This window comes from Stappia indica (assembly GCF_001696535.1).
In the GTDB taxonomy this organism is placed as follows: Bacteria; Pseudomonadota; Alphaproteobacteria; order Rhizobiales; family Stappiaceae; genus Stappia; species Stappia indica.
Map to the genome: position 1 here is coordinate 94,450 of NZ_MBQE01000001.1, position 21,230 is coordinate 115,679.

24 protein-coding genes and 1 tRNA gene are annotated in these 21,230 nt (G+C 63.8%); 16 read left to right on the forward strand and 9 right to left on the reverse strand.

Annotated elements, in window-relative coordinates:
• Positions 1-15: 15 nt before the first annotated feature.
• From BBX35_RS00460 to BBX35_RS00500, 9 genes are all read left to right on the forward strand, one after another.
• Positions 16-1,191, forward strand: a complete 1,176-nt coding sequence (locus tag BBX35_RS00460) for a L,D-transpeptidase family protein (protein ID WP_088941616.1) — start codon at positions 16-18, stop codon at positions 1,189-1,191.
• Between the two features lie 97 nt (positions 1,192-1,288).
• On the forward strand, positions 1,289-1,492 hold the full coding sequence (locus BBX35_RS00465; RefSeq protein WP_067214790.1) for a DUF6898 family protein: 204 nt from the start codon (positions 1,289-1,291) through the stop codon (positions 1,490-1,492).
• Between the two features lie 187 nt (positions 1,493-1,679).
• A complete protein-coding gene (glyA, locus tag BBX35_RS00470; RefSeq protein WP_067217975.1) occupies positions 1,680-2,990 on the forward strand; it encodes a serine hydroxymethyltransferase in 1,311 nt (436 codons plus the stop codon).
• Positions 2,991-3,076: 86 nt separating this feature from the next.
• Complete coding sequence (gene nrdR, locus BBX35_RS00475; RefSeq protein ID WP_067214791.1) at positions 3,077-3,553, forward strand: transcriptional regulator NrdR; 477 nt, start codon at positions 3,077-3,079, stop codon at positions 3,551-3,553.
• A 49-nt stretch (positions 3,554-3,602) separates the two neighbouring features.
• Positions 3,603-4,697 carry a bifunctional diaminohydroxyphosphoribosylaminopyrimidine deaminase/5-amino-6-(5-phosphoribosylamino)uracil reductase RibD gene (gene ribD, locus BBX35_RS00480; RefSeq protein ID WP_244271544.1) on the forward strand — a complete coding sequence of 365 codons (1,095 nt, stop codon included), beginning with the start codon at positions 3,603-3,605 and terminating at the stop codon, positions 4,695-4,697.
• Position 4,698: 1 nt separating this feature from the next.
• Positions 4,699-5,301, forward strand: coding sequence for a riboflavin synthase (locus BBX35_RS00485; protein ID WP_067214797.1), 603 nt, complete (start codon positions 4,699-4,701; stop codon positions 5,299-5,301).
• 203 nt (positions 5,302-5,504) lie between these two features.
• Positions 5,505-5,951 (forward strand): 6,7-dimethyl-8-ribityllumazine synthase, encoded by a 447-nt coding sequence (gene ribH / locus BBX35_RS00490; RefSeq protein ID WP_067214800.1) that lies wholly within the window; start codon positions 5,505-5,507, stop codon positions 5,949-5,951.
• A gap of 2 nt (positions 5,952-5,953) precedes the next feature.
• Positions 5,954-6,481, forward strand: coding sequence for a transcription antitermination factor NusB (gene nusB, locus BBX35_RS00495; RefSeq protein ID WP_067214802.1), 528 nt, complete (start codon positions 5,954-5,956; stop codon positions 6,479-6,481).
• Between the two features lie 318 nt (positions 6,482-6,799).
• The gene (locus BBX35_RS00500) at positions 6,800-8,935 is read left to right on the forward strand and encodes a sodium-translocating pyrophosphatase (protein WP_067214804.1); all 2,136 of its coding nucleotides are present in this window, start codon (positions 6,800-6,802) and stop codon (positions 8,933-8,935) included.
• 151 nt (positions 8,936-9,086) lie between these two features.
• On the opposite strand, the gene BBX35_RS00505 is transcribed toward BBX35_RS00500, so the two are convergent.
• Positions 9,087-9,524, reverse strand: coding sequence for an outer membrane protein assembly factor BamE (locus BBX35_RS00505; RefSeq protein WP_067214805.1), 438 nt, complete (start codon positions 9,522-9,524; stop codon positions 9,087-9,089).
• A gap of 141 nt (positions 9,525-9,665) precedes the next feature.
• Between BBX35_RS00505 and BBX35_RS00510 the strand changes: the two genes are divergently transcribed.
• The 7 genes from BBX35_RS00510 (at position 9,666) to BBX35_RS23275 (ending at position 14,642) form a co-directional block, all read left to right on the forward strand.
• Positions 9,666-10,205 carry a ubiquinol-cytochrome C chaperone family protein gene (locus BBX35_RS00510; RefSeq protein WP_067214808.1) on the forward strand — a complete coding sequence of 180 codons (540 nt, stop codon included), beginning with the start codon at positions 9,666-9,668 and terminating at the stop codon, positions 10,203-10,205.
• 24 nt (positions 10,206-10,229) lie between these two features.
• A complete protein-coding gene (locus BBX35_RS00515; RefSeq protein WP_067214810.1) occupies positions 10,230-10,787 on the forward strand; it encodes a YceD family protein in 558 nt (185 codons plus the stop codon).
• A gap of 317 nt (positions 10,788-11,104) precedes the next feature.
• Complete coding sequence (gene plsX, locus BBX35_RS00520) at positions 11,105-12,166, forward strand: phosphate acyltransferase PlsX (RefSeq protein ID WP_067217977.1); 1,062 nt, start codon at positions 11,105-11,107, stop codon at positions 12,164-12,166.
• A 2-nt stretch (positions 12,167-12,168) separates the two neighbouring features.
• Complete coding sequence (locus BBX35_RS00525) at positions 12,169-13,140, forward strand: beta-ketoacyl-ACP synthase III (protein WP_067214813.1); 972 nt, start codon at positions 12,169-12,171, stop codon at positions 13,138-13,140.
• A gap of 171 nt (positions 13,141-13,311) precedes the next feature.
• Entirely contained in the window at positions 13,312-13,632 is a 321-nt protein-coding gene (locus BBX35_RS00530; protein ID WP_067214816.1) for an integration host factor subunit alpha, read from the forward strand.
• Positions 13,633-13,659: 27 nt separating this feature from the next.
• Positions 13,660-14,337 (forward strand): MerR family transcriptional regulator, encoded by a 678-nt coding sequence (locus BBX35_RS24050; RefSeq protein WP_067214818.1) that lies wholly within the window; start codon positions 13,660-13,662, stop codon positions 14,335-14,337.
• 14 nt (positions 14,338-14,351) lie between these two features.
• Complete coding sequence (locus BBX35_RS23275; RefSeq protein ID WP_141687790.1) at positions 14,352-14,642, forward strand: hypothetical protein; 291 nt, start codon at positions 14,352-14,354, stop codon at positions 14,640-14,642.
• A gap of 298 nt (positions 14,643-14,940) precedes the next feature.
• Here the strand turns inward: BBX35_RS23275 and BBX35_RS00540 are convergent, their stop codons facing one another.
• The 8 genes from BBX35_RS00540 to BBX35_RS00575 all read right to left on the reverse strand — a co-directional run bounded on the left by BBX35_RS00540 (position 14,941) and on the right by BBX35_RS00575 (position 21,167).
• Positions 14,941-15,567, reverse strand: coding sequence for a c-type cytochrome (locus BBX35_RS00540; RefSeq protein WP_088946029.1), 627 nt, complete (start codon positions 15,565-15,567; stop codon positions 14,941-14,943).
• A gap of 2 nt (positions 15,568-15,569) precedes the next feature.
• A complete protein-coding gene (locus BBX35_RS00545; protein ID WP_067214823.1) occupies positions 15,570-16,823 on the reverse strand; it encodes a PQQ-dependent sugar dehydrogenase in 1,254 nt (417 codons plus the stop codon).
• A 224-nt stretch (positions 16,824-17,047) separates the two neighbouring features.
• Positions 17,048-18,619, reverse strand: a complete 1,572-nt coding sequence (locus BBX35_RS00550; protein WP_067214826.1) for a GMC family oxidoreductase — start codon at positions 18,617-18,619, stop codon at positions 17,048-17,050.
• Between the two features lie 14 nt (positions 18,620-18,633).
• A complete protein-coding gene (locus BBX35_RS00555) occupies positions 18,634-19,158 on the reverse strand; it encodes a twin-arginine translocation signal domain-containing protein (protein ID WP_067214830.1) in 525 nt (174 codons plus the stop codon).
• 30 nt (positions 19,159-19,188) lie between these two features.
• Positions 19,189-19,584 (reverse strand): VOC family protein, encoded by a 396-nt coding sequence (locus BBX35_RS00560; RefSeq protein WP_067214832.1) that lies wholly within the window; start codon positions 19,582-19,584, stop codon positions 19,189-19,191.
• A 168-nt stretch (positions 19,585-19,752) separates the two neighbouring features.
• Positions 19,753-20,043, reverse strand: a complete 291-nt coding sequence (locus tag BBX35_RS00565) for a ribbon-helix-helix domain-containing protein (RefSeq protein WP_067214834.1) — start codon at positions 20,041-20,043, stop codon at positions 19,753-19,755.
• A 109-nt stretch (positions 20,044-20,152) separates the two neighbouring features.
• Entirely contained in the window at positions 20,153-20,620 is a 468-nt protein-coding gene (locus tag BBX35_RS00570) for a DUF930 domain-containing protein (protein ID WP_171901366.1), read from the reverse strand.
• A gap of 470 nt (positions 20,621-21,090) precedes the next feature.
• Positions 21,091-21,167: transfer RNA gene (locus BBX35_RS00575), tRNA-Pro, on the reverse strand.
• Positions 21,168-21,230 lie beyond the last annotated feature (63 nt).

Below are 21,230 nucleotides of genomic sequence, written 5' to 3' on the forward strand. Positions count from 1 at the left end.
CCTGCGCCCGTGCAGATGAGGCTCGAGCAGCAGCGCGTCGAATGGAACGATCAGTTCGATACGACCATGCGCAGCCTGCAGGCCGTCGAATCCTCGTTTCCCACCCTGTCTCCCGATACCGCGACCTATGTCGAGACCGCGATACAGCGCTACTCGATGATCGTGCAGCAGGGTGGCTGGCAGCCGGTCACCAGCGGCAAGAAGGCAATGCGCCTGGGTATGCGCGATGAGCATGTGCTCTCGCTGCGCCGCCGACTGATGGTGTCGGGCGACCTCGAGCAGACCGCCGGCCTGTCCGATACCTTCGATTCTTATGTCGACGCTGCCGTGCGTCGTTTCCAGCTGCGCCACGGCCTTACGCCGGACGGCGTGGTGGGGCAGACCACGCTCGTTGCCATGAATGTTCCGGCCGATGTGCGTCTGGGGCAGCTCGAAACCAACCTGGTGCGCCTGCGCTCCATGTCCGGCTTCCTCGGTGACCGTTACGTGATGGTCAACATCCCGGCGGCTGAGATCGAGGCGGTCGAGAACGGCCGGGTGCGCTCGCGCCATACGGCGGTCGTCGGCAAGATCGATCGTCAGACGCCGATTCTCAACTCGTCGATCTACGAACTCAACTTCAATCCGTACTGGACCGTGCCGGTTTCGATCATCCGCAAGGACCTGATCCCCAAGATGAACCAGGATCCGGCATACCTGGAGAAGAATCGCATCCGGATCTTCGACTGGAAGGGCAACGAGCTCGCCTGGCAGCAGATCAACTGGAACACCGACGAGGCGACTCAGTACCAGTTCCGCCAGGAGCCGGGCGAGATCAATTCGCTGGGGTCGGTGCGTATCAACTTCCACAACACGCACCAGGTCTACCTGCACGACACGCCGTCCAAGTCGCTGTTCGGCTCCGACTACCGCTTCCACTCGTCCGGTTGCGTGCGCGTGCAGAACGTCCGCGAGCTGATCACCTGGCTGCTGGAAAGCACGACATCCGACTGGAGCCGCGCACGGGTCGACGAGACGATCCGCTCCGGCGCGCGTGAAGATGTGAAGCTCGGCACCAAGATCCCGATCTACATGTCCTACGTCACCGCCTGGGCGACCGCCGAAGGCGTGATCCATTTCCGTGAGGACATCTACAATCGCGACGGCGTTCTCATGAGCGAGGCCGCTGTCGGAAGCGCTTCCCTGCAGTGATCGGCAGGCTGTCGCATCCGGACAAGGACGGGTCGCCTTGGGGCGGTCTCGTCCGGTCGGAGCGCGGCAGTCTTGCTCGTGTCGGACGGATGATGTCGTGACCGTTGGAAGGCAGCCGAAAGGCGATGTCTATTTCGAGTTCTACCCCGTCGGCCGGCAGGTCAAGGTAACGGCGATCGACGCCACGACCGGTATCGAGGTCGTCGTGCTCGGTCCTGTTCAGGCGACGCAGTCCGACCTGCAGCAACTCGCGCTGCGGAAGCTGATGAGGCGTCTTGCGGAAGAGGCGCCGGCACGCTGATCCTGCTGCGTGGAGCTGAGCCGGCGAGATGTCGCGGCCGGGGCAATGGCCCTTGGTTCCCGCGAGTGGCTGTGCTATCTGGCGTGACCTTTTGGTCTGGCCGGTTCGGCATTGTTCCGACGGCGCCAATGGTCGCCATGCGCGATTGATCTCACTTCAGGACTGCTAGAGGGGACCGACGATGTCGATGACTGACACCTCGCTCGACACGGCGATTTATCCGAATTTCTTCACGCGCTCGCTTGCCGATGCGGATCCCGAGATCAACGCTGCGATCACCAGCGAACTGGGTCGCCAGCGCCACGAGATCGAGCTGATCGCGTCGGAGAACATCGTGTCTCTGGCCGTCCTCGAGGCGCAGGGCACGATCCTCACCAACAAGTATGCCGAAGGCTATCCGGGCAAGCGCTATTACGGCGGCTGCGAGTATGTCGACGTGGTCGAGCAGCTTGCCATCGATCGCGCAAAGGCGCTGTTCGGCGCCCAGTTCGCCAACGTGCAGCCGAACTCCGGCAGCCAGATGAACCAGGCCGTGTTTCTGGCGCTGCTGCAGCCGGGCGACACGTTCATGGGTCTCGATCTGAACTCGGGCGGTCACCTGACCCACGGCTCGCCGGTCAACATGTCCGGCAAGTGGTTCAACGTCGTGTCCTACGGCGTGCGCCAGGACGACCACATGCTGGACATGGACGAGATCGCGCGCCTCGCCGAGCAGCACAAGCCCAAACTGATCATCGGTGGCGGCACGGCGTATTCCCGCACCTGGGACTGGAAGCGACTGCGCGAGATCGCCGACTCGGTCGGCGCGTATTTCATGGTCGACATGGCGCACATCGCCGGCCTCGTCGCCGGCGGCGCGCATCCTTCGCCGCTGCCGCATGCGCATGTCGTCACCACCACCACGCACAAGTCTCTGCGCGGTCCGCGCGGCGGTCTGATCCTCACCAATGACGAGGCCATCGCCAAGAAGATCAACTCGGCGGTGTTCCCGGGTCTGCAGGGTGGTCCGCTGATGCATGTCATCGCCGCGAAGGCCGTTGCCCTCGGCGAGGCGCTGCAGCCTGAGTTCAAGACCTACGCCCACGCTGTCGTCGCCAACGCCAAGGCGCTTGCCGCTAGCCTGCAGGAGCAGGGGCTCGATATCGTCTCCGGCGGTACCGACAACCATCTGATGCTGGTCGACCTGCGCCCGAAGAACGCCACCGGCAAGCGCGCCGAGGCGGCTCTCGGCCGGGCCAACATCACCTGCAACAAGAACGGCATTCCGTTCGATCCCGAAAAGCCGTTTGTCACCTCGGGCATCCGTCTCGGGACGCCGGCCGGTACTACCCGCGGTTTCGGCCAGGGCGAGTTCCGCGAGATCGGCCGGCTGATCGTCGAGGTGCTGGACGGCCTGCGCAGCAGCAACAGCGACGACGGCAATGCCGAGGTCGAAGCCCGGGTGAAGGAAAAGGTGATCGCTCTGACCGATCGCTTCCCGATCTACCCGAACCTTTGATTGACAGCCGGTGCGCCAAAGGCGCGCCGGCACCCAGTCTTGTGGGCCGCCGCGAAGGCGGCTCACTGGTCCGGAGCCCATAGCGCATGAAGTGCCCTTATTGCGGTTGTGACGATACCCAGGTGAAGGACTCGCGTCCCACGGAAGACAACACCGCAATCCGTCGTCGCCGGATCTGCACCGCCTGTGGCGGTCGCTTCACCACCTTCGAGCGCGTCCAGTTGCGCGAGCTGACCGTGATCAAGCGCAGCGGTCGTCGCGTACCCTTCGACCGCGACAAGCTGATGCAGTCGGTTCGCATCGCCACCCGCAAGCGTCCCGTCGAACCGGAGCGCTTGGAACGGATGGTGAGCGGTATCGTTCGCCAGCTCGAAAGCTCGGGCGAAAGCGACATCAAGGCGAGCGACATCGGCAACCTGGTGATGGAAGGGTTGAAGGTGATCGACGACGTCGCCTATGTGCGCTTTGCCTCCGTCTACAAGAATTTCCGGGAAGCCAAGGACTTCGAGGCCCTTCTCGACGAAATGAGCGGGCCGGACGCTGCGGCCTTCGACGAGACCTGACCCTCGGACATACCTGACCATGCCGGACAGCTGGCACGACGAACGATTCATGGCAGCCGCCGCATCCTATGCGCGGCGTGCGCTCGGCCGCGTGTGGCCCAACCCGGCAGTCGGCGCACTGATCGTGCGCGACGATGGTGACGGCCCCGTCATCGTCGGCCGCGGCTACACCCGTCCTCCGGGCGGTCCGCATGCGGAAGTCGTCGCGCTTGCGCAGGCGGGCGAGGCTGCGCGCGGAGCCACATGCTATGTCACGCTCGAACCATGCTCTCACCAGGGGCGCACCGGTCCATGCTGCGTGGCACTTGCCGAAGCCGGCATTCGCCGTGTCGTGATCGGCCTGCTCGACCCCAATCCGCGCGTTGCCGGCCGCGGCGTCGCGATGCTGGAGGCCGCCGGTGTCGAGGTCCGTTCCGGCGTGCGCGAAGAGCTCTGCAGCGCCCTGCATGCCGGCCATGTAAGCCGGCTGACGCGTGGCCGCCCGCTGGTCGTTCTGAAGCTCGCTGTGTCGCGCGACGGCTTCATCGGCCGCCGTGGCGCCGGACAGGTTGCCATCACCGGCGAGGATGTGTTTCGGCGGGTGCATATCCTGCGGGCCGAATGCGACGGCATCCTCGTCGGCATCGGCACGGCACTCGCCGACGACCCCTCGCTCAACTGTCGCTTGCCCGGGCTGTCGCACCGGTCTCCCGTGCGCATCATTCTCGATACGAATGCACGGCTCCCGCTCGACAGCAAGCTGGTTCAGACCGCGGGCGAAATCCCGCTCTGGCTGCTTGTCGCCGCCGATGCCGATCCTGAAAAGGTGGAGGCGCTGACGGTCGCCGGGTGCACCGTGATCCGGCTGGCCAGAGCCAAGGGAGAGCCGATCGACCCGCGCACGGCCGTTCGGGCTCTGGGACAGCGCGGCATCACCAAGCTGATGGTGGAGGGCGGCTCGACAGTTGCGCGCGCCTTCCTCGATACAGATCTTGCCGACGAGGTCATCATCTCGCAAAGCGACTTGGTGATCGGGGAAGGGGGCATCCTGCCGTTCGGCTCGCGCGGTGCCGACATGGTCACCGCCAGTGTCCGTTTCCGCAATGTCGGAGCCCGCAGGATCGGCGCCGACACGATGACGCATTTTGTCCGCGAAAGGAGCTGACATGTTCACCGGTATCGTCACGGACATGGGACGCATTGCCTCGGTCGAGTCGATTCCGGCCGGCCTGCGCACGCGTATTGTCACCGCCTATGATCCGGACGGCATCGATATCGGCGCCTCCATCGCCTGCGACGGTGTGTGCCACACGGTCACTGCCAAGGGCCGAGAGGACGGTGGCAACTGGTTCGAGATCGAGTCGGCGGCAGAAACCCTGCGCCTGACCACCGTCGGAACCTGGAAGGCTGGAGACCGAGTCAATCTGGAACGCTCGCTGAAGATCGGCGACGAGCTCGGCGGTCATATCGTTCAGGGGCATGTCGACGGAACAGCTGAAATCCTGGAGCGGGTCGATCATCCGGATTCGGTGTTCTTCCGCTTTCGTGCCCCGGCGGATTGCGCGCCTTTCATCGCTAAGAAGGGCGGCGTCGCCCTGCATGGCACGTCGCTGACGGTGAATGAAGTGGACCGCGATACGTTCACGGTGTTCCTCATTCCGCACACCCTGGCGGTGACGACCTGGGGCGATCGCAAGGCCGGCGACAGCATCAATCTCGAAGTCGACATGATGGCGCGTTACGCAGCGCGGCTTGCGGAATATCGGTGATGCTCCGCTCGTAGCGGGGGCGTTGCCTCAGATGCCCGCTGGCGGCATGGCGGGTTTGACAATCCGCTCTGGACAAAACCGGCCCGGCATGGTTCCTACCGGCACCTTGATGCCGGCTCGACCGGCTGTTCAGCCGGCCTGCTTCGCTGCTGTTTGCGCGTCCGGCTCCCGGCTTGCCACGACATGAAAGCGAAGAGAGCGACATGACGACCCCTCGCATCCTGATCATTGACGCCCGCTTCTATGACGACATCGCCGACGCCCTGGTCGCCGGCGCCATGGACGTTCTCGAAGGGCAGGGCGCGGACGTCACCCGCGTCTCCGTGCCGGGCGTGCTGGAGATCCCGGCCGCTCTCGCCATGGCCCTCGCCACCATGGAGGCAGGCACCGCAGACTATGACGGTTTCGTTCTGCTCGGCTGCGTCATCCGCGGCGAGACCTCGCACTACGACATCGTCGCCAATGAGTCGGCCCGTGCAGTGATGGAGCTCACCATCGACGCCGCGCTCCCGCTCGGCAACGGCATCCTGACGGTCGAAAACGGCGAGCAGGCCTGGGTCCGCGCAGATCCGGCGAAGAAGAACAAGGGCGGCGCCGCGGCGCAGGCTGCCCTCGACATGATCGCGATCAGGGACCGTTTCGGAATCTGACGATGACTGAAGACAACGAAGCCCGGACGGAGCCTGCCGTCCGCCCCGCCAACAAGCGCGGCGCGGCGCGCCTATCCGCCGTCCAGGCGCTGTATCAGATGGATGTCGGCGGCTCCAGCCTTGCCGATGTGCTGGCCGAGTTCGAAGCGTTTCGCCTGGGCGCGGAGCTCGACGGAGAGCAGTACCGCGAGGCGGATGCGTCCTGGTTCCGCGATCTCGTCAAGGGCGTCGTCGCCGAGCAGCGCTATCTGGATCCGGTGATTCATCGCTCGCTGGTGGCCGGTTGGCCGCTTCGGCGCATCGATACGACGCTGCGTGCGATTCTGCGCGCCGGCGCATTCGAGCTGATGCGGCGCAAGGACGTTCCGGCGCGCGTGGTGATCAGCGAGTATATCGACGTCGCCCGTGCCTTCTACGAGGCGGAAGAGCCGCGCATGGTGAACGGCGTGCTCGACAAGCTGGCGCGCGAATTCCGCAGCAGCGAGTTCGACGGCCCGGCCAAGCCGGAAAAGCCGGAAGAGGGCGCCTGAAACCCCTCCTTTCCGTCCTCTCAGTGCATTTATGGAGCCACGGCGATCTGCCGTGGCTTTTTCTTTGATATTGCGAGCAAATCTTCCCCTGCGGCAGAGATGTTGCCGAGGCGCGCGTTCGGCGTTGTTTCCGCAGCGTAAGAGATGTCGATATGGCCTGACAAAATGGCCATTGCCTGTTGCTGCAAGCAGGGTGCCGCGTCCCGGCACGTTGGAAACTCGTCCTTGACGGGACGCACAGGACAGATACCGTTCTTCCCGCAGGACCGCATAACAATCCAAGGAAAGGTCCTTCCGCGTCCTTCATTGGGGGGAAGAATGCTCGAGCTCGTAATAGTAATTTTGTGTGGTCTGCTGTCCGTTGCCTACGGCGTATGGGCCATCCAGTCCGTGATGGCAGCCGATGCCGGCAACGCCCGCATGCAGGAAATCGCCGGCGCGATCCAGGAAGGCGCGCAGGCCTATCTCAACCGTCAGTACACGACCATCGCCATCGCCGGCGTGGTCATCTTCGCTCTGGTTTTCTGGCTGCTCGGCATCCTCGTCGCCATCGGCTTCGCCATCGGGGCGATCCTGTCGGCGGCGGCGGGCTATATCGGCATGCACGTCTCGGTGCGCGCCAATGTCCGCACCGCCCAGGCCGCCAGCACCTCGCTGGCCGCGGGTCTCGAGATCGCCTTCAAGGCGGGCGCGGTTACCGGCATGCTGGTCGCTGGCCTCGCGCTGCTCGGTGTTGCCGTCTACTTCGCCATTCTCACCGGCGTGCTCAACTACGACGCTCAGAGCCGGGTGGTCATCGACGCGCTTGTGGCTCTCGGCTTCGGCGCCTCGCTGATTTCGATCTTCGCCCGTCTCGGCGGCGGCATTTTCACCAAGGGCGCTGATGTCGGCGGTGATCTGGTCGGCAAGGTCGAGGCCGGTATCCCGGAGGACGATCCGCGCAACCCGGCGACCATTGCCGACAATGTCGGCGACAATGTCGGCGATTGCGCCGGCATGGCGGCCGACCTGTTCGAGACCTACGCGGTGACGGTCGTCGCCACGATGGTTCTTGCCTCGATCTTCTTCACCGGTGCTGCGGCGCTGGAGCTGATGCTGCTGCCGCTGGTGATCGGCGGTGCCTGCGTCGTGACGTCCATCATCGGTACGTTCTTCGTCAAGCTCGGCAGCAACAACTCGATCATGGGTGCCCTGTACAAGGGCTTCGTCGCGACAGCGGTCCTGTCCGCGGTGGCGCTGTTCGGTATCGTGTTCTTCTGGCTGGGCTTTTCCAGCGAGTATACAACGTCGGGCGGCCTGACCTTCACTGGACGGCACCTGTTCTATTGCGGCGTTCTCGGCCTGGTCGTCACCGGCCTGATCATCTGGGTGACGGAATACTACACCGGCACGGATTACCGGCCGGTCAAGTCCATCGCCCAGGCTTCGGTCACCGGGCACGGTACCAACGTCATCCAGGGCCTGGCCATCTCGCTCGAGGCGACGGCGCTTCCCGCCATCGTGATCATTGCGGGCATTCTCGGTGCCTTCAACCTTGCGGGCCTCTTCGGTATCGCCATCGCGGTGACGACGATGCTGGCGCTGGCCGGCATGGTGGTTGCGCTCGATGCCTTCGGGCCGGTGACCGACAATGCCGGCGGCATCGCCGAAATGGCCGGCCTGCCGAGTGAAGTCCGCGTGACCACCGACGCGCTCGACGCCGTCGGCAACACGACGAAGGCCGTCACCAAGGGCTACGCGATCGGCTCCGCCGGTCTCGGCGCGCTGGTGCTCTTCGCCGCATACACCGAGGATCTGAAGTACTTCGCCGCGAATGCCGCGCCGGGCTCCTATTTCGACGGGGTCTCGGTCGACTTCTCGCTGTCGAACCCCTACGTGGTGGTCGGCCTGCTGTTCGGCGGCCTGCTTCCCTATCTCTTCGGCGGCATTTCGATGACCGCCGTCGGCCGCGCCGCCGGCTCGGTGGTGGAGGAAGTGCGCCGGCAGTTCCGCGAGAAGCCCGGCATCATGGAAGGGACCGAAAAGCCCGACTATGGCCGCGCCGTGGACATGCTGACGCGGGCTGCGATCCGCGAAATGATCATCCCCTCGATGATGCCGGTGTTGTCGCCGATCGTGGTCTTCTTCGTGGTCACCGCCATTGCCGGCAAGTCGCAGGGCTTTGCCGCTGTGGGTGCGATGCTGCTCGGTGTCATCGTCACCGGCCTGTTCGTCGCCATCTCGATGACGGCCGGCGGCGGCGCCTGGGACAATGCGAAGAAGTCGTTCGAGGACGGCTTCGTCGACAAGGACGGCGTCAAGCACCTGAAGGGCTCCGAGGCACACAAGGCCTCGGTCACCGGCGACACCGTCGGCGATCCCTACAAAGACACTGCCGGCCCGGCCGTCAACCCGATGATCAAGATCACCAACATCATCGCACTGTTGCTGTTGGCGGTCCTGGCACACGGCTGACCGGGATTGAGGGAAGGGGGCTTCGCTTTCACGGCGGGGCCCCGCCTTCACGACCCGCAGAGGCCTTTGGAACGCAAAACGCCCGCAGCATGTGCTGCGGGCGTTTTGTTTGTCCGTCCGGCAAGGCGAGGGGGCAGCCCCTCGCGTCTTGCTAGAGATTGAGGCTCGGGTTCTGCGCGCCGCGCAGGATCTGCGACAGGAAGCCGTAATCGGCGCCGCCGGTGCGGGTCTTGCGGCTGAGAATGTCGACGACCTTGCCGTCCTCCAGGCTGTAATAGGCCGTGTCGCGGACGAAGCCTTCCTCATCGAAGTAGATGGCGACGACCCGCTGCTCGACCGTCTCCGGCGTCAGGAACGCGGTCGTCTGCTTGACCTGGGAAATGTAGTAATAGGCCTCGCCATCGAGCCGGGAGGAGGTCGACGGAGAGCCGAGCAGCAGCTCGACCTGCTCGCGACTCGATCCCACCTGGATGTCGCGCACCCGCTCGGGCCGGATGACATGGCCGTGATTGATGGTGGTGGTGAAGCAACCGGCCAGAGGCAGCGCCAGAACGCTCACCAGCAATGCTCCGCGAATCCATGTCTTCATGTGAAGCGTATCCTGTTGCTTTCTGGCGGCTGTCACGGCCGGAAGGCGGCCGCGTGCCGTATTTGTCGCTCCGCGCATCCTTGGCAAAGTCCCTAACCTGCGTTAGGCCACTTGGCAACCTTCGTCCAAGCGAGGCAACACATGGTCTTCGGTCTCTTTCGCCGGCGTCAGCGTCCGGAAGTGATCGCCGCTTACACGGCGATCGTGGCACAGGCGCGGCAGCCCTGGCTCTATGTACGCTACAATGTGCCGGACACGGTCGATGGCCGTTTCGAGATGATCATGCTGCACATGATTCTGGTTCTCAATCGCCTACGCGGCGAGGGGGATGTCGCTGCCGACTTCTCCCAGCAGCTTTTCGACACGTTTTTCGCCGACATGGATGGGTCGCTTCGCGAAATGGGCGTTGGCGATCTGGGCGTGCCGAAAAAGGTGAAGAAGATGGCCGAAGCCTTCTACGGTCGCGCAGGCGCCATTGCTGAAGCGCTGGCTGCCGATGGCCTGCAGGAGCTCGAGAACGTCGTCGATCGCAACCTGTTCGCCGACGCGCCCGATGCCGTGGCTTCGCATGCCATCGCTCGATATCTGAGAAGTGCGGCCGACGGGCTGGCGCGTCAGGATGCCTCGTCTATCATCGGCGGCGGACCGGTCTGGCCTGAAGAGCCGACGGATATCGGCTGAAAGCCGGAGCAGACAGGGACGGACATGACCCTTGCAAACTTTCCATTCTCGCGTCCCCAGGACGTGCAGCATCTGACGACAAAGCCGCTGGTCGTGGAGGTGTGCCCGGACGAGGCCGACCTGAAGCGCATTGCCAAGGCCTACTCGCTGGTCGCGCTAACCGATGTCCTGGCTCGTTTCGAGCTCCGCAGGTGGCGACGCGAGGGCGTCGCGGTGGAGGGAACCCTCAAGGCGCGCGCCACGCAGACCTGCGTTGTGACGCTGGCGCCGGTGGAGCAGGCTCTCGACGAGACCTTCTCGATGCGTTTCGATCCGGATGCGGACGCACTGGCCGGTGTTGCCGAGGATGGCGAGATCGACGTGGATGCATTTGCCGAGGATCCGCCTGACCTGCTGGAGAGCAGCAGGATCGATCTGGGAGCGATCCTTTGCGAGCAGCTCGCGCTGGCGCTCGATCCGTTTCCGCGTGCACCGGGAGCGGAACTGCCGGAAGGCTATGGGGAGGAGCATGGTGAGGATGCGGACGACAAGCCGCCATCGCCGTTCGCTGTCCTGGAGCGGTTTCGCAAGCGCGACGAGTAGGCTGGGCGGTCCTGCCGCTGGGACAGTTCGCCAGAAAGCTGTTGTCTCGCCGTTGTAAACGGGTATGTTCCCAACGCTTCAGTATGATGGGAGCATGCTGGCATGTTTCCGTCGAGGGGAGCGGCCGCACTGTCATCGACGAGGTGCGGGACCTTGTGAGACCACCCGTCGGGCGGCACAGGCGACAAAAGAATATGGCGGCAGAGCGTCGCCCCGCTCCTGGTGGAGGAGTGGATAATTCGGGACAGAAGTGCCGATCGGCAGCGTCCCGCGCTCGGATGAACGAGATGCGGGCGCCGATCCAGAAGACACGGACAATGGCTCAAACGGTTCGAATCTCGCTGGATGCAATGGGCGGCGACAGGGGGGCGGAAGTCGTCGTACCCGGCGCGGCCCTGGCGCTTGAGCGGCGCCCCGACATCAGCTTCTCCATTTATGGCAACTCCGACATCGTGGCGCCCCTGCTGCAGGCGCATCCGCGCCTGCGCGAGGCGTCGACCCTGCATCATTGCGAGGTCTCTGTCGCGATGGATGCCAAGCCCAGCCAGGCCCTGCGTCAGGGGCGCTGGAAGTCGAGCATGTGGCGCTCCATCGAGGCGGTGAAGACCGGCCATGCCGATGTCGCCGTCTCCGCCGGCAACACCGGCGCGCTGATGGCCATGTCGAAATTCTGCCTGCGCACCATGGCCAATATCGAAAGGCCGGCGATTGCGGCGATCTGGCCGACCATGCGTGGTGAGTCCATCGTCCTCGACGTGGGGGCCACCATCGGCGCCGATGCGCAGCAGCTGATCGATTTCGCGCTGCTCGGCGGCGCCATGGCTCGTATTCTGTTCTCCATCGAGCGCCCGACCGTCGGCCTGCTGAATATCGGCGTCGAGGAAGTGAAGGGCCTGGAAGAGGTGCGCACCGCCGGCCGGCTGTTGCGCGAGGCCAATCTGCGGTCTCTCACCTATGCCGGTTTCGTCGAGGGCGACGACCTCGGCAAGGGCGTCGTCGACGTGGTGGTGACCGAGGGTTTCGCCGGCAATATCGCGCTCAAGACGGCCGAGGGAACAGCCCGCCAGATCGGCAGCTACCTGCGCTCCGCCATGAACCGGACCTGGCGCGCGAAGCTCGGCTACCTGCTGGCCAAGGACGCCTTCGACCGGCTTCGCGAGAAGATGGATCCGCGCAAGGTGAACGGCGGTGTCTTCCTCGGGCTGAACGGGATCGTCATCAAGAGCCACGGCGGGACCGACGCGGAAGGCTTTGCAGCCGCTGTCGAACTGGCTTACGACATGGCGCGCAACGACCTGATGAACAAGATTTCTCAGGATTTGAAGAGCTACCATCGCGGCCGGTTCGAGCCGCGAGACGGATCGGAAGGTGATAAGTGACAGTGAAGCGATCCATCGTTCTGGGAACCGGCAGCTATCTTCCTGCACGCAGGCTCACCAACAACGATCTTGCCAAGATGGTGGATACTTCGGACGAGTGGATTGTCCAGCGTACGGGCATTCATGCACGCCATATCGCCGCTGACGGTGAGTTCACCTCCGATCTGGCGGTTGCCGCCGCGCGCAAGGCGCTTGACGCTGCCGGGTGCCAGCCGACCGACATCGACCTGATCATCCTGGCCACCGCGACACCGGACAACACATTCCCGGCCACTGCCGTTACCGTGCAGCACAAGCTGGGTATTTCCAGCGGCTTCGCCTTTGATGTGCATGCCGTATGCTCGGGCTTCGTCTACGCGCTCGCGACGGCCGATGCCTATCTGCGCGGTGGCATGGCCAAGCGCGCGCTGGTGATCGGCGCGGAGACCTTCTCCCGCATCCTCGATTGGGAAGACCGCACGACCTGCGTGCTGTTCGGCGACGGCGCCGGCGCCATCGTTCTGGAGGCTGCCGAAGGCGAGGGGACGACGACGGATCGCGGCGTGCTGACCTCGCATCTGCGTTCCGACGGTGCCCATCGCGACAAGCTTTACGTCGATGGCGGGCCGTCGACGACCCAGACCGTCGGTCACCTGCGCATGCAGGGCAAGGAAGTCTTCCGTCATGCGGTCTCCATGATCACCGACGTGGTCGAGGCAGCCTTCGAGGCGACCGGCACGGATGCCGAGGCGCTCGACTGGTTCATTCCTCATCAGGCCAACCGCCGCATCATCGATGCCAGCGCCAAGAAACTTGGTATCGACCCGGACAAGATCGTCGTGACCCTCGAGGATCACGGCAACACGTCGGCAGCGTCGATCCCGCTGGCGCTCGATCAGGCGGTGCGCGACGGGCGCGTCAAGCGCGGCGACCTGATCATGCTCGAGGCAATGGGCGGCGGCTTCACCTGGGGTGCCTCGCTGGTGCGCTGGTAGCACATGCAAGGGCTTGAGCCCTGTGAACTTTTTGCGAACCGCAGCCCTGTCAGACTGTTGACCGCCTGCGCGCGAGCCAATAGGCTGCTTTCCGGGTTCGGTGGGCCCTGAAGGGTCAAAGAAAACAATCCCTGACACCGTCGAGCCACGAGGTTCGGCCAAGGAGGGACTATGAGCGGCAGGACAGTAACACGCGCCGATCTTTGTGAGGCGGTTTACCAGAAAGTCGGCCTTTCCAGATCGGAATCCTCGGAGCTCGTCGAAAAGGTCCTGTCGGAGATCGCGGATTGCCTCGTTGCCGGGGAATCGGTGAAACTGTCCTCCTTCGGGTCCTTTGTGGTGCGTTCCAAGGGGGAGCGTATCGGCCGGAATCCGAAGACCGGCGAGGAGGTTCCGATCCTCCCGCGCCGGGTCATGGTGTTCAAGCCATCGAACGTGCTCAAGAAGCGTATCAACGAGACCATGATGGGAGCGTCCGAAAGCGGCGACTGAGACAGCGCCGGCGGATGATGAAGCGCCATTTCAGCGACGGTCGAAAAAAGCCCTGACGCCTTCCGCACGATCAGCGAGGTCGCCGACGACCTCGATCTGCCGCAGCACGTCCTGCGTTTCTGGGAAACCCGATTTGCTCAAATCCGCCCGCTGAAGCGCGGCGGCGGCCGGCGCTATTATCGTCCGGACGATATCGACCTTCTGCGCGGCATTCGCCATCTCCTCTACGGCGAGGGCTACACGATCAAGGGCGTGCAGCGGATCCTGAAGGAGCAGGGGCCTCGGTTCGTCATGCAGGTCTGGCGAGAGGACGGGATCGCCCTTGCCGCGCTCGCCGCACAGCAAACCGCTGCGGCGGATGATGACGCGGAAGTCGAAGCGCCGAAAGCCTCTCCGGCGCGGCCGCAGGCACGGACCGCCGACACCGTTTCTCGCCAGGAAGATCCGCGCGCCCGGGCGAAGGCCGAGCCGCAGTTCTCCGATGCGGAAGAGGACGGCGAACCCTTGCCGCGAGGCATCATCGCCGATGACGCGGGTCACGCGGACCTGCCGCAGGCGCGCGCAGGCTTCCGCTTGATGGAAAGGCTGCTCGGCGACCGCGCCGACGGGCCTTCCGGAAACCTCTCCAAGGACGATATCCGCCGGTTGCAGGCAACGCTGTTCGAGCTGCTGGAGTGCAAGCGGATACTTGACCAGGCACGTTAGGTTGAGGCGTTAAGATGATTTCTATTCAATTTTTTACTTCCATTGTTACAGTTCTTGTCGGCGTTGGCGGGCTTTATCTTGCCTTTGTAAAATGGCAGAGTGATCGGGAGGATCGTCAGTCCGCTGAATTGCTGCGTGAGGATGTTTTTTCTTGGGCAAACGAATGCATAGATTGTCTTCAGACGCTATCTGTGTTGGTGGAGAAAAGAAATTCCCCGCTTTTTGAAGGTGTTATATTTGCGCAGCGTCGCGATTTAATGCTTCGCACTAGTGTGTTAATTGAGCGCGGTCGCTTGTTTTTTTAAACGATCAGTCGGTGGGCGATCACTCTAGAGAGAGTGCATCGTATCGTGGTTATCGACCGATAATACTCGATCAGCTTGTTCTTGCGCATCAGTTAGCTTCTGAATGGCCAGAAGATGAGGCGAATTTTGAGACGTTGGCTAGGATGTGCGCAAGTAATTTTGTTACCCTCATGCAGAAAGAAGTTGGTCGAAACAAGACTCTATCACCTGAGGCCTCCAAGGTGGGAGTTAGCATTCGATTGCGTGAGATCATCAAGGATCCGGCTAGCTTTGTTGTGAAATTTTAGAAGGTCGAGAATCACGGCGGCGCGATCTCCAGTTTCACCGCTGCATACCAGTCGGCGAAAGCGCGTATCTCGTCGTCCGTCAGCTCTGCAGCCACTGACGACATGACCTCGTGCTTGCGCTTGCCTAGCCGGAATGCTTTCAACTGCGTATCGATGTAGATGGCGCTTTCCCCCGCAAGGTTCGGCACGTCCTCCATCTGGCCGATGCCGGTTTCACCATGACAGGCGCTGCATTCGGTCGGCGCGGCCTCCGTGGAGACGCCAGGGGGCAGCGTGGCGCTGGCCTGATGCGATCCGTACCATGCGGCGAGATCGGCAATGGCTGTATCGTCCAGCGACTTCGCCACCACACTCATCATCTCATGCACGCGCCGCCCGTCGCGGAAGGCTTTCAGCTGGGCCCGAAGGTAGGCCGGTGGTTCGCCGCCGATATGCGGGGCGATCGGAATGCGTGCCATCCCGTCCAGTCCGTGGCAGGTCCGGCACATGCCGGCACGCTTGCGCCCTGCGGCCGGATCGCCCTTGACGGTCTCGGCAAGGGCGGGGGAGGAGCCGAGCACCCGGGCGGGAAGCATCCCGCCCAGGCCCGGACCTGCGAGAAGCGCTGCACAGGCCAGCGCCATCGCCGATCGTCTCATACTCAGTTCCCTTCGTAGGAGATGCGATAGAGGGCCCCGGCAAGGTCGTCGGAGACCAGGATAGAGCCGTCCCGCAGTTGCGCGACGTCGACCGGCCGGCCGAGATATTCGCCGTTCTCGTCGATCCAGCCTTCGGCAAAGGGTTCGGTGGTGGCCTTGCCCTCGCTGTCGACGAAGGTCACCATCACGCGGGCGCCTACCGGCTCCGTGCGGTTCCACGACCCGTGCTGGGCGGAGAAGATCGCGTTCTTGTACTTCTCCGGGAACTGACGACCCGTGTAGAAGGTCATGCCGAGATCGGCCGCATGGGCCACGGTCTCGACTGCCGGCATCACCACCTCGACCGGTACTTCCTGTCCGGCATACTCGGTCGTGCGCACGCTGCCGCCGCCATACCAGGGATGTCCGAAATGCTGCCCGGCTGCCGTCTGACGGTTGATCTCGCCCGGCGGGATGTCATCACCCATGCCGTCCACCTGGTTGTCGGTGAACCACAGCTCGCCGGTTTCGGGATGGAAGTCGTGGCCGACCGAGTTGCGAATGCCGTAGGTGTAGACCTCACGCCCGGTTCCGTCTGTGTTGATGCGGATCATGCCGCCGATGCCGTGCTCCTTGTAGAGGTCCAGCTTTTCGGCAGGCGCCACGTTGAACGGCTGGCCGAGGGAGATGTAGAGCTTGCCGTCGGGACCGATCTTGCAGACGCGGGCGGTGTGATTGTAGCTCTCCTCCGTCGCCGGCACGAGCTCGCCCTGCTTGACGACGTTGAAGGCGGCAACGTCCGGGCTCTCGTAGAAGAATTCGGCGGCCGGATAGACCAGAACGCGGTTCTGCTCGGCGATGTAGAGGAAACCGTCTTTCGAGAAGCACGGACCGTTCGGGATCGCGAACTTCAGCGAAGGGGCGAAGTTCTTCACCTCGTCGGCGACCCGGTCCTTGTTGCGGTCGGTCACGGCCCAGACCTTGTCCTTGCGCGTGCCGACGAAGGTGACGATGCCCTGCGGGCCGACTGCCATGTGGCGCGCATCGGGCACCACGGCGTAGAGATCGATCTTGAACCCGGCCGGAAGCTTGATGCGCTTCAAGGTTTCGCGAATGCCGTCGGCATAGGCGCCGCTCTGCTCCACGAAGGTGAATTCCGTGGTGCCGGTGCTCTGGAAGTTCGACAGTTTTTCGAGGTTGTCCGGCACCGGCGCCTGCGCGGCGGCAAGGGATGTCGCGGCCAGCAGGCCGATGCTTGCAAGCAGGAAAGTCTTCATGGGTTTCCTCCGGAATAGGCAGCCGCCTCCACGGCTGCGGGGTTCGGATCTTCGCCCCGATTGTTGCTCACAAAGATCCCGGATGCTGTTCCCCTAAGGAAGGAGAGCCTCATCCGGGCAGGTGAGTGGGAGATATAAAATCATACATATGATAAATCATGCAATCATTCCGGGAGGCAGCCCAGGTTACATGCCGAGCCGCCTTCCGAATGTGCCGGCGCGAGCTAGAGCGTGCCGCGTGACATCTCCGAGGCGATGTGGTCCGCCTGGCGAATTGCCAGAGCCACGATGGTGAGTGTCGGGTTTTCCGCCGCGCCCGTGGTGAACTGGCTGCCGTCCGATACGTAGAGGTTCGGCACGTCATGGGTCCGGCCCCAACGATTGACTACGCCATCCCTCGGATTCTCCGACATCCGGTTGGTGCCGAGATTGTGGGTGGAGGGATAGGGCGGGGTCGGGAATGTGCGTGTTGCACCGACCGCCTCGTAGATCGCGATGCCCTGCTTGTAAGCGTGCGCGCGCATGGCGATGTCGTTGGGATGGTCGGTGAAGTGCACGTTCGGTGCCGGCAGCCCGTACTGGTCCTTGAGATCATGGTTCAGGGTGATCCGGTTGGTCTCCTGGGGCATGTCTTCGCCGACGATCCAGAGCCCGGCCATGTTCTCGTAGGAGTCCAGCGCCGTGGTGAACTCGCGGCCCCAGGCGCCGGGATCGAGGAACGCCGCCATGAACGGCAGCCCTAGTGACAGGGTCTCCAGTTCGTAGCCGCCGACGAACCCGCGGGACGGGTCATGCCGCGCCTCATCCTGCACGATGCCGGCCATGGTGGTGCCCCGCCACATGCGCACCGGCTTGTCGAACACCGCATAGACCGAGCCGGTCACGTGCCGCATGTAGTTGCGTCCCACCTGGCCGGAGGAGTTGGCCAGCCCGTCCGGGAACAGGTTGGACGCGGAGTTGAGCAGCAGGCGAGGGCTCTCGATCGAGTTGCCCGCGACGCACACCACACGGGCCTTTTGCAGGTGCTGGTTGCCGTCCTTGTCGGCATAGAGCACGCCTGTCACCTTGCCGGCCGCATCATGCTCGATCCGCAGCACATGCGCGCGCTCGCGCACCTCGAGATTGCCGGTCGCCTCGCCGCGCGGAATGTCCGTATATGCGGCCGACCACTTGGCGCCCCACTTGCACCCCTGGAAGCAGAAGCCGGTCTGCTGGCAGGCGTAGCGGTCGTCGCGCTCGGCCGAGTTGATGGCCATCCGTCCGGTATGGACTTCCTTGTAGCCGAGCTTGCGGGCGCCGGCCTCGAGCACCTTGAAGTTGTTGTTGCCGGGCAGTCCCTCACGGCCACCGGTGCGCGTGACGCCCAACTTCTCCTCCGCTTTCTCGTACCAGGGCTCCATCTCGGCGAGATCTATCGGCCAGTCGAGAAGGTTGGCGCCCTGCACGTTGCCGTAGGTGGTGCGGGTCTTGAACTCGTGCGGCTGGAACCGCAGCGAGGCACCGGCCCAGTGGGTGGTGGTGCCGCCGACCGCCTTGACGATCCAGGCCGGCAGCCCGGAGAAGTCCTTGGCGACCCGCCAGTCGCCGGAGGTCGAGCGCGGATCGAGCCAGGCCAACTGCCCGAAGCTCTCCCACTCGTCGTTGATGTAGTCTTCCGGCAGGTATCTTCCGCCGGCTTCCAGCGCGACCACGCTGACGCCCTTCTGAGCCAGTTCGTTGGCCAGGACACCGCCGCCGGCGCCTGTCCCGATGACCACGACGACATTGTCGTCATTCAGGTCGAATGGTGCGGCCATGACAGTCTCCTCCCTCAGAGCCAGTTGATGTCGTCGAAACCGCGGTCGATGTACCCGCCCTGCGAGTAGCTCTCTCCCTCGTATCCGAACAGCGGCCAGACGGCCTTCTGGTTGTAGAGCCCGGTCACCAGTCCGCCGCGGACGGCCTGGAAGAAGACGCTCTCCTCCATCGAGCGCAGGATGTCGGCCCGCTCGCGCTCCCAGCCCACGGCGAGATAGCCGGCATGGCCCTTGCCCTGTGCGGCTGCATCGAGGGCAGCGATCCCTGCCTCGACCATTTGCGCCTTGTCCGCCGCGTCGTATCCCTTGACCGCTGCCACGTAGTGTTCGTCGGGAATGCGGTCGTGCGGATAGATGTCGCGCGCCATCTGCACCAGCGTCGCCATGGTCTGCGACTTGAGATGGGCGACCTCCATTGCCCATGCTGCGTTGCTGGCGGCGAAGAAGCCCGGCCCGACGACGAAGGCGGCGCCTGCTGCTGCGCTCCGCGCCAGCAATTGCCGTCTGGTCATGTTCCTGTGGGTCAGTGTTTCGGTCATTTTTCCTCCCTCCCGAAACGGTTGCCCCGTTCAGCGATAACGGCCGTGGCGCTGCAGCACCTCGATCTGGTAGCCGTCCGGATCCTGAACGAAGAAGAAACGGGCCAGCAGCGCGCCGTCGCGGTTGAACTCCACGATCTTGCGCGGAGCGAGCCCCGCCTGTTCGAAGCGGGCATGTTCCGCATCGAGGTCGTCGACACAGAAGGCGAGATGCCCGTAGCCGTTGCCGAGGTCGTAGGGCTCGGTACGCCCCTTGTTGACCGTCAGCTCGACCTCGAAATCCGCGTCGTCGTTTCTGAGATAGATGAGGATGAAGTCGTCGAACTCGAACCTGTCGGCGATATCGAGCCCGAAAGCGGCCTTGTAGAAGGCTGTTGAACGCACTTCATCGATCACGCGGATCATCGCGTGTATGCATTTCGCCACGAGTTTTCTCCCGGATCAGTCCTGCCGGCAGTGTCGGCAGGTTTCTTCAATCGGACAGTTCTGACCGCAAGTCCGCGGCCAGATGGCTGGTGCCCAGTTCTTCCGATGGAGAAAGGATGCGTCCGGGATTCACTTCGCGGGTAGTAAAGTTTTACTACAGACGATTTTTTACTCAGCCGCCTCCAGATGCAGCTGTGGCAGGGTTTGGCGCAGGCGCACGAGACAGGCACAGCGCAGCAGAGAGGTGAAGTTGCGCGTCTCGCCCCTCAGTTCCAGAACCTCCGAATGGAGCTTGGAGATGAAGGCTGGCGTGCTGACACCCTCGCTCTGTGCGATCTCATCGATGATGTCCCAGAACGAGCGTTCGAGCCGGATGCTGGTGCTTTGTCCGTTCAGCCGCAGGCGACGGGTTTCGGGCTCGTAATCGCCCGGATCCTGTCCGGCAAAGAGATGGCACATGTGCTTTCCTCCCACATGACGGCCGGAGTTGTTGTTTCCGGTCCTTGGGATGCATGGTAGCGCCGTTCGCGCCCCGTACAAGTAGACCTCAGCACAAGCTGCAGGCGGGTCAGTGCACAGGACCGCCCGTCGGGAGATCGAGATCGTCGCGCTCGGGGCGGGTGATTTCCGCGCCGAGCAGATAGGAAAACGCTGTCACCCCCATCAGGTCGCTGGCGACCTCGCAGCGGAACGAGAGGTCGTACCAGCGGTCTCTTCCCTGGATGGCGGCTCCCTTTGCCTCCAGCGCGAGTCCCGACAGCGTGGCCTCCTCACGAGCTTCCGCGATGGCATAGTCGAATCGCCGGTCGGGATGTTCACGCCGCAACTGCTCCACCGCCTCGTAGGTACACAGCTGGAAGATCTGCTCCTCGGGGTCGGCAAGAGCCAGGTCGGCGAGGGACGCACGGCCGAGCGCCGTGTCCCGGAGCCGTGAGGTGTAGAGCGTGCGGGCCTCGACCATCTCGCGCTGACGCGAGGGAGCCTGGGTCAACCGGTCGGTCGCCTTGCCGGACGGGGAGGGCGGAGGGACGGACATGCGCGGCTCCGCAGTCGCCTCGGCAGGCACCGTCTGCTGCTGCACGATGGGCGGTGCGGGCGCGGCTGGTTCGTCCGGTGTCGCCTCGGCCGGGGACGGGGAAGGCGGAGTTGCTCCACGTTCGCCCTGCCGCTGCGGAAATCGCATGCCCGGAGAGACGAGAACGACATCCATCGCATCCTCGCCGGCAACACCAAACGGCTTCGGAGGATCTGCGAAGAGGAGCAGGATGAGAGCTGCTGCAACGTGCAGCGCCAGTGACAACGCCAGTCCGACCGGTTTCCCGCCGCGCTCCTGCGGGCTCTGCGAATCCGCATCATGACCCGCCAACGTCGGCGCGATATCGTCCGCTCGATCGTCGGTCGGTGCTGAGCTGTCTGGAGATCCTGGAATAGTTGGCTTCACACCGCGCGCTCGCCAGGATCCCGGCCGCTGCAGGCGTGTCGTGCAATCGGCTGGATTGCAAAAAATGGTCGGGCAGGCCGGATTTGAACCGACGACCCCTTCACCCCCAGTGAAGTGCGCTACCAGGCTGCGCTACTGCCCGACTGCCCGCTGTCGCGAGCCCGTTCTTCCTATCCGCTTCGCAAGGGGCACGCAAGCGCTTAAG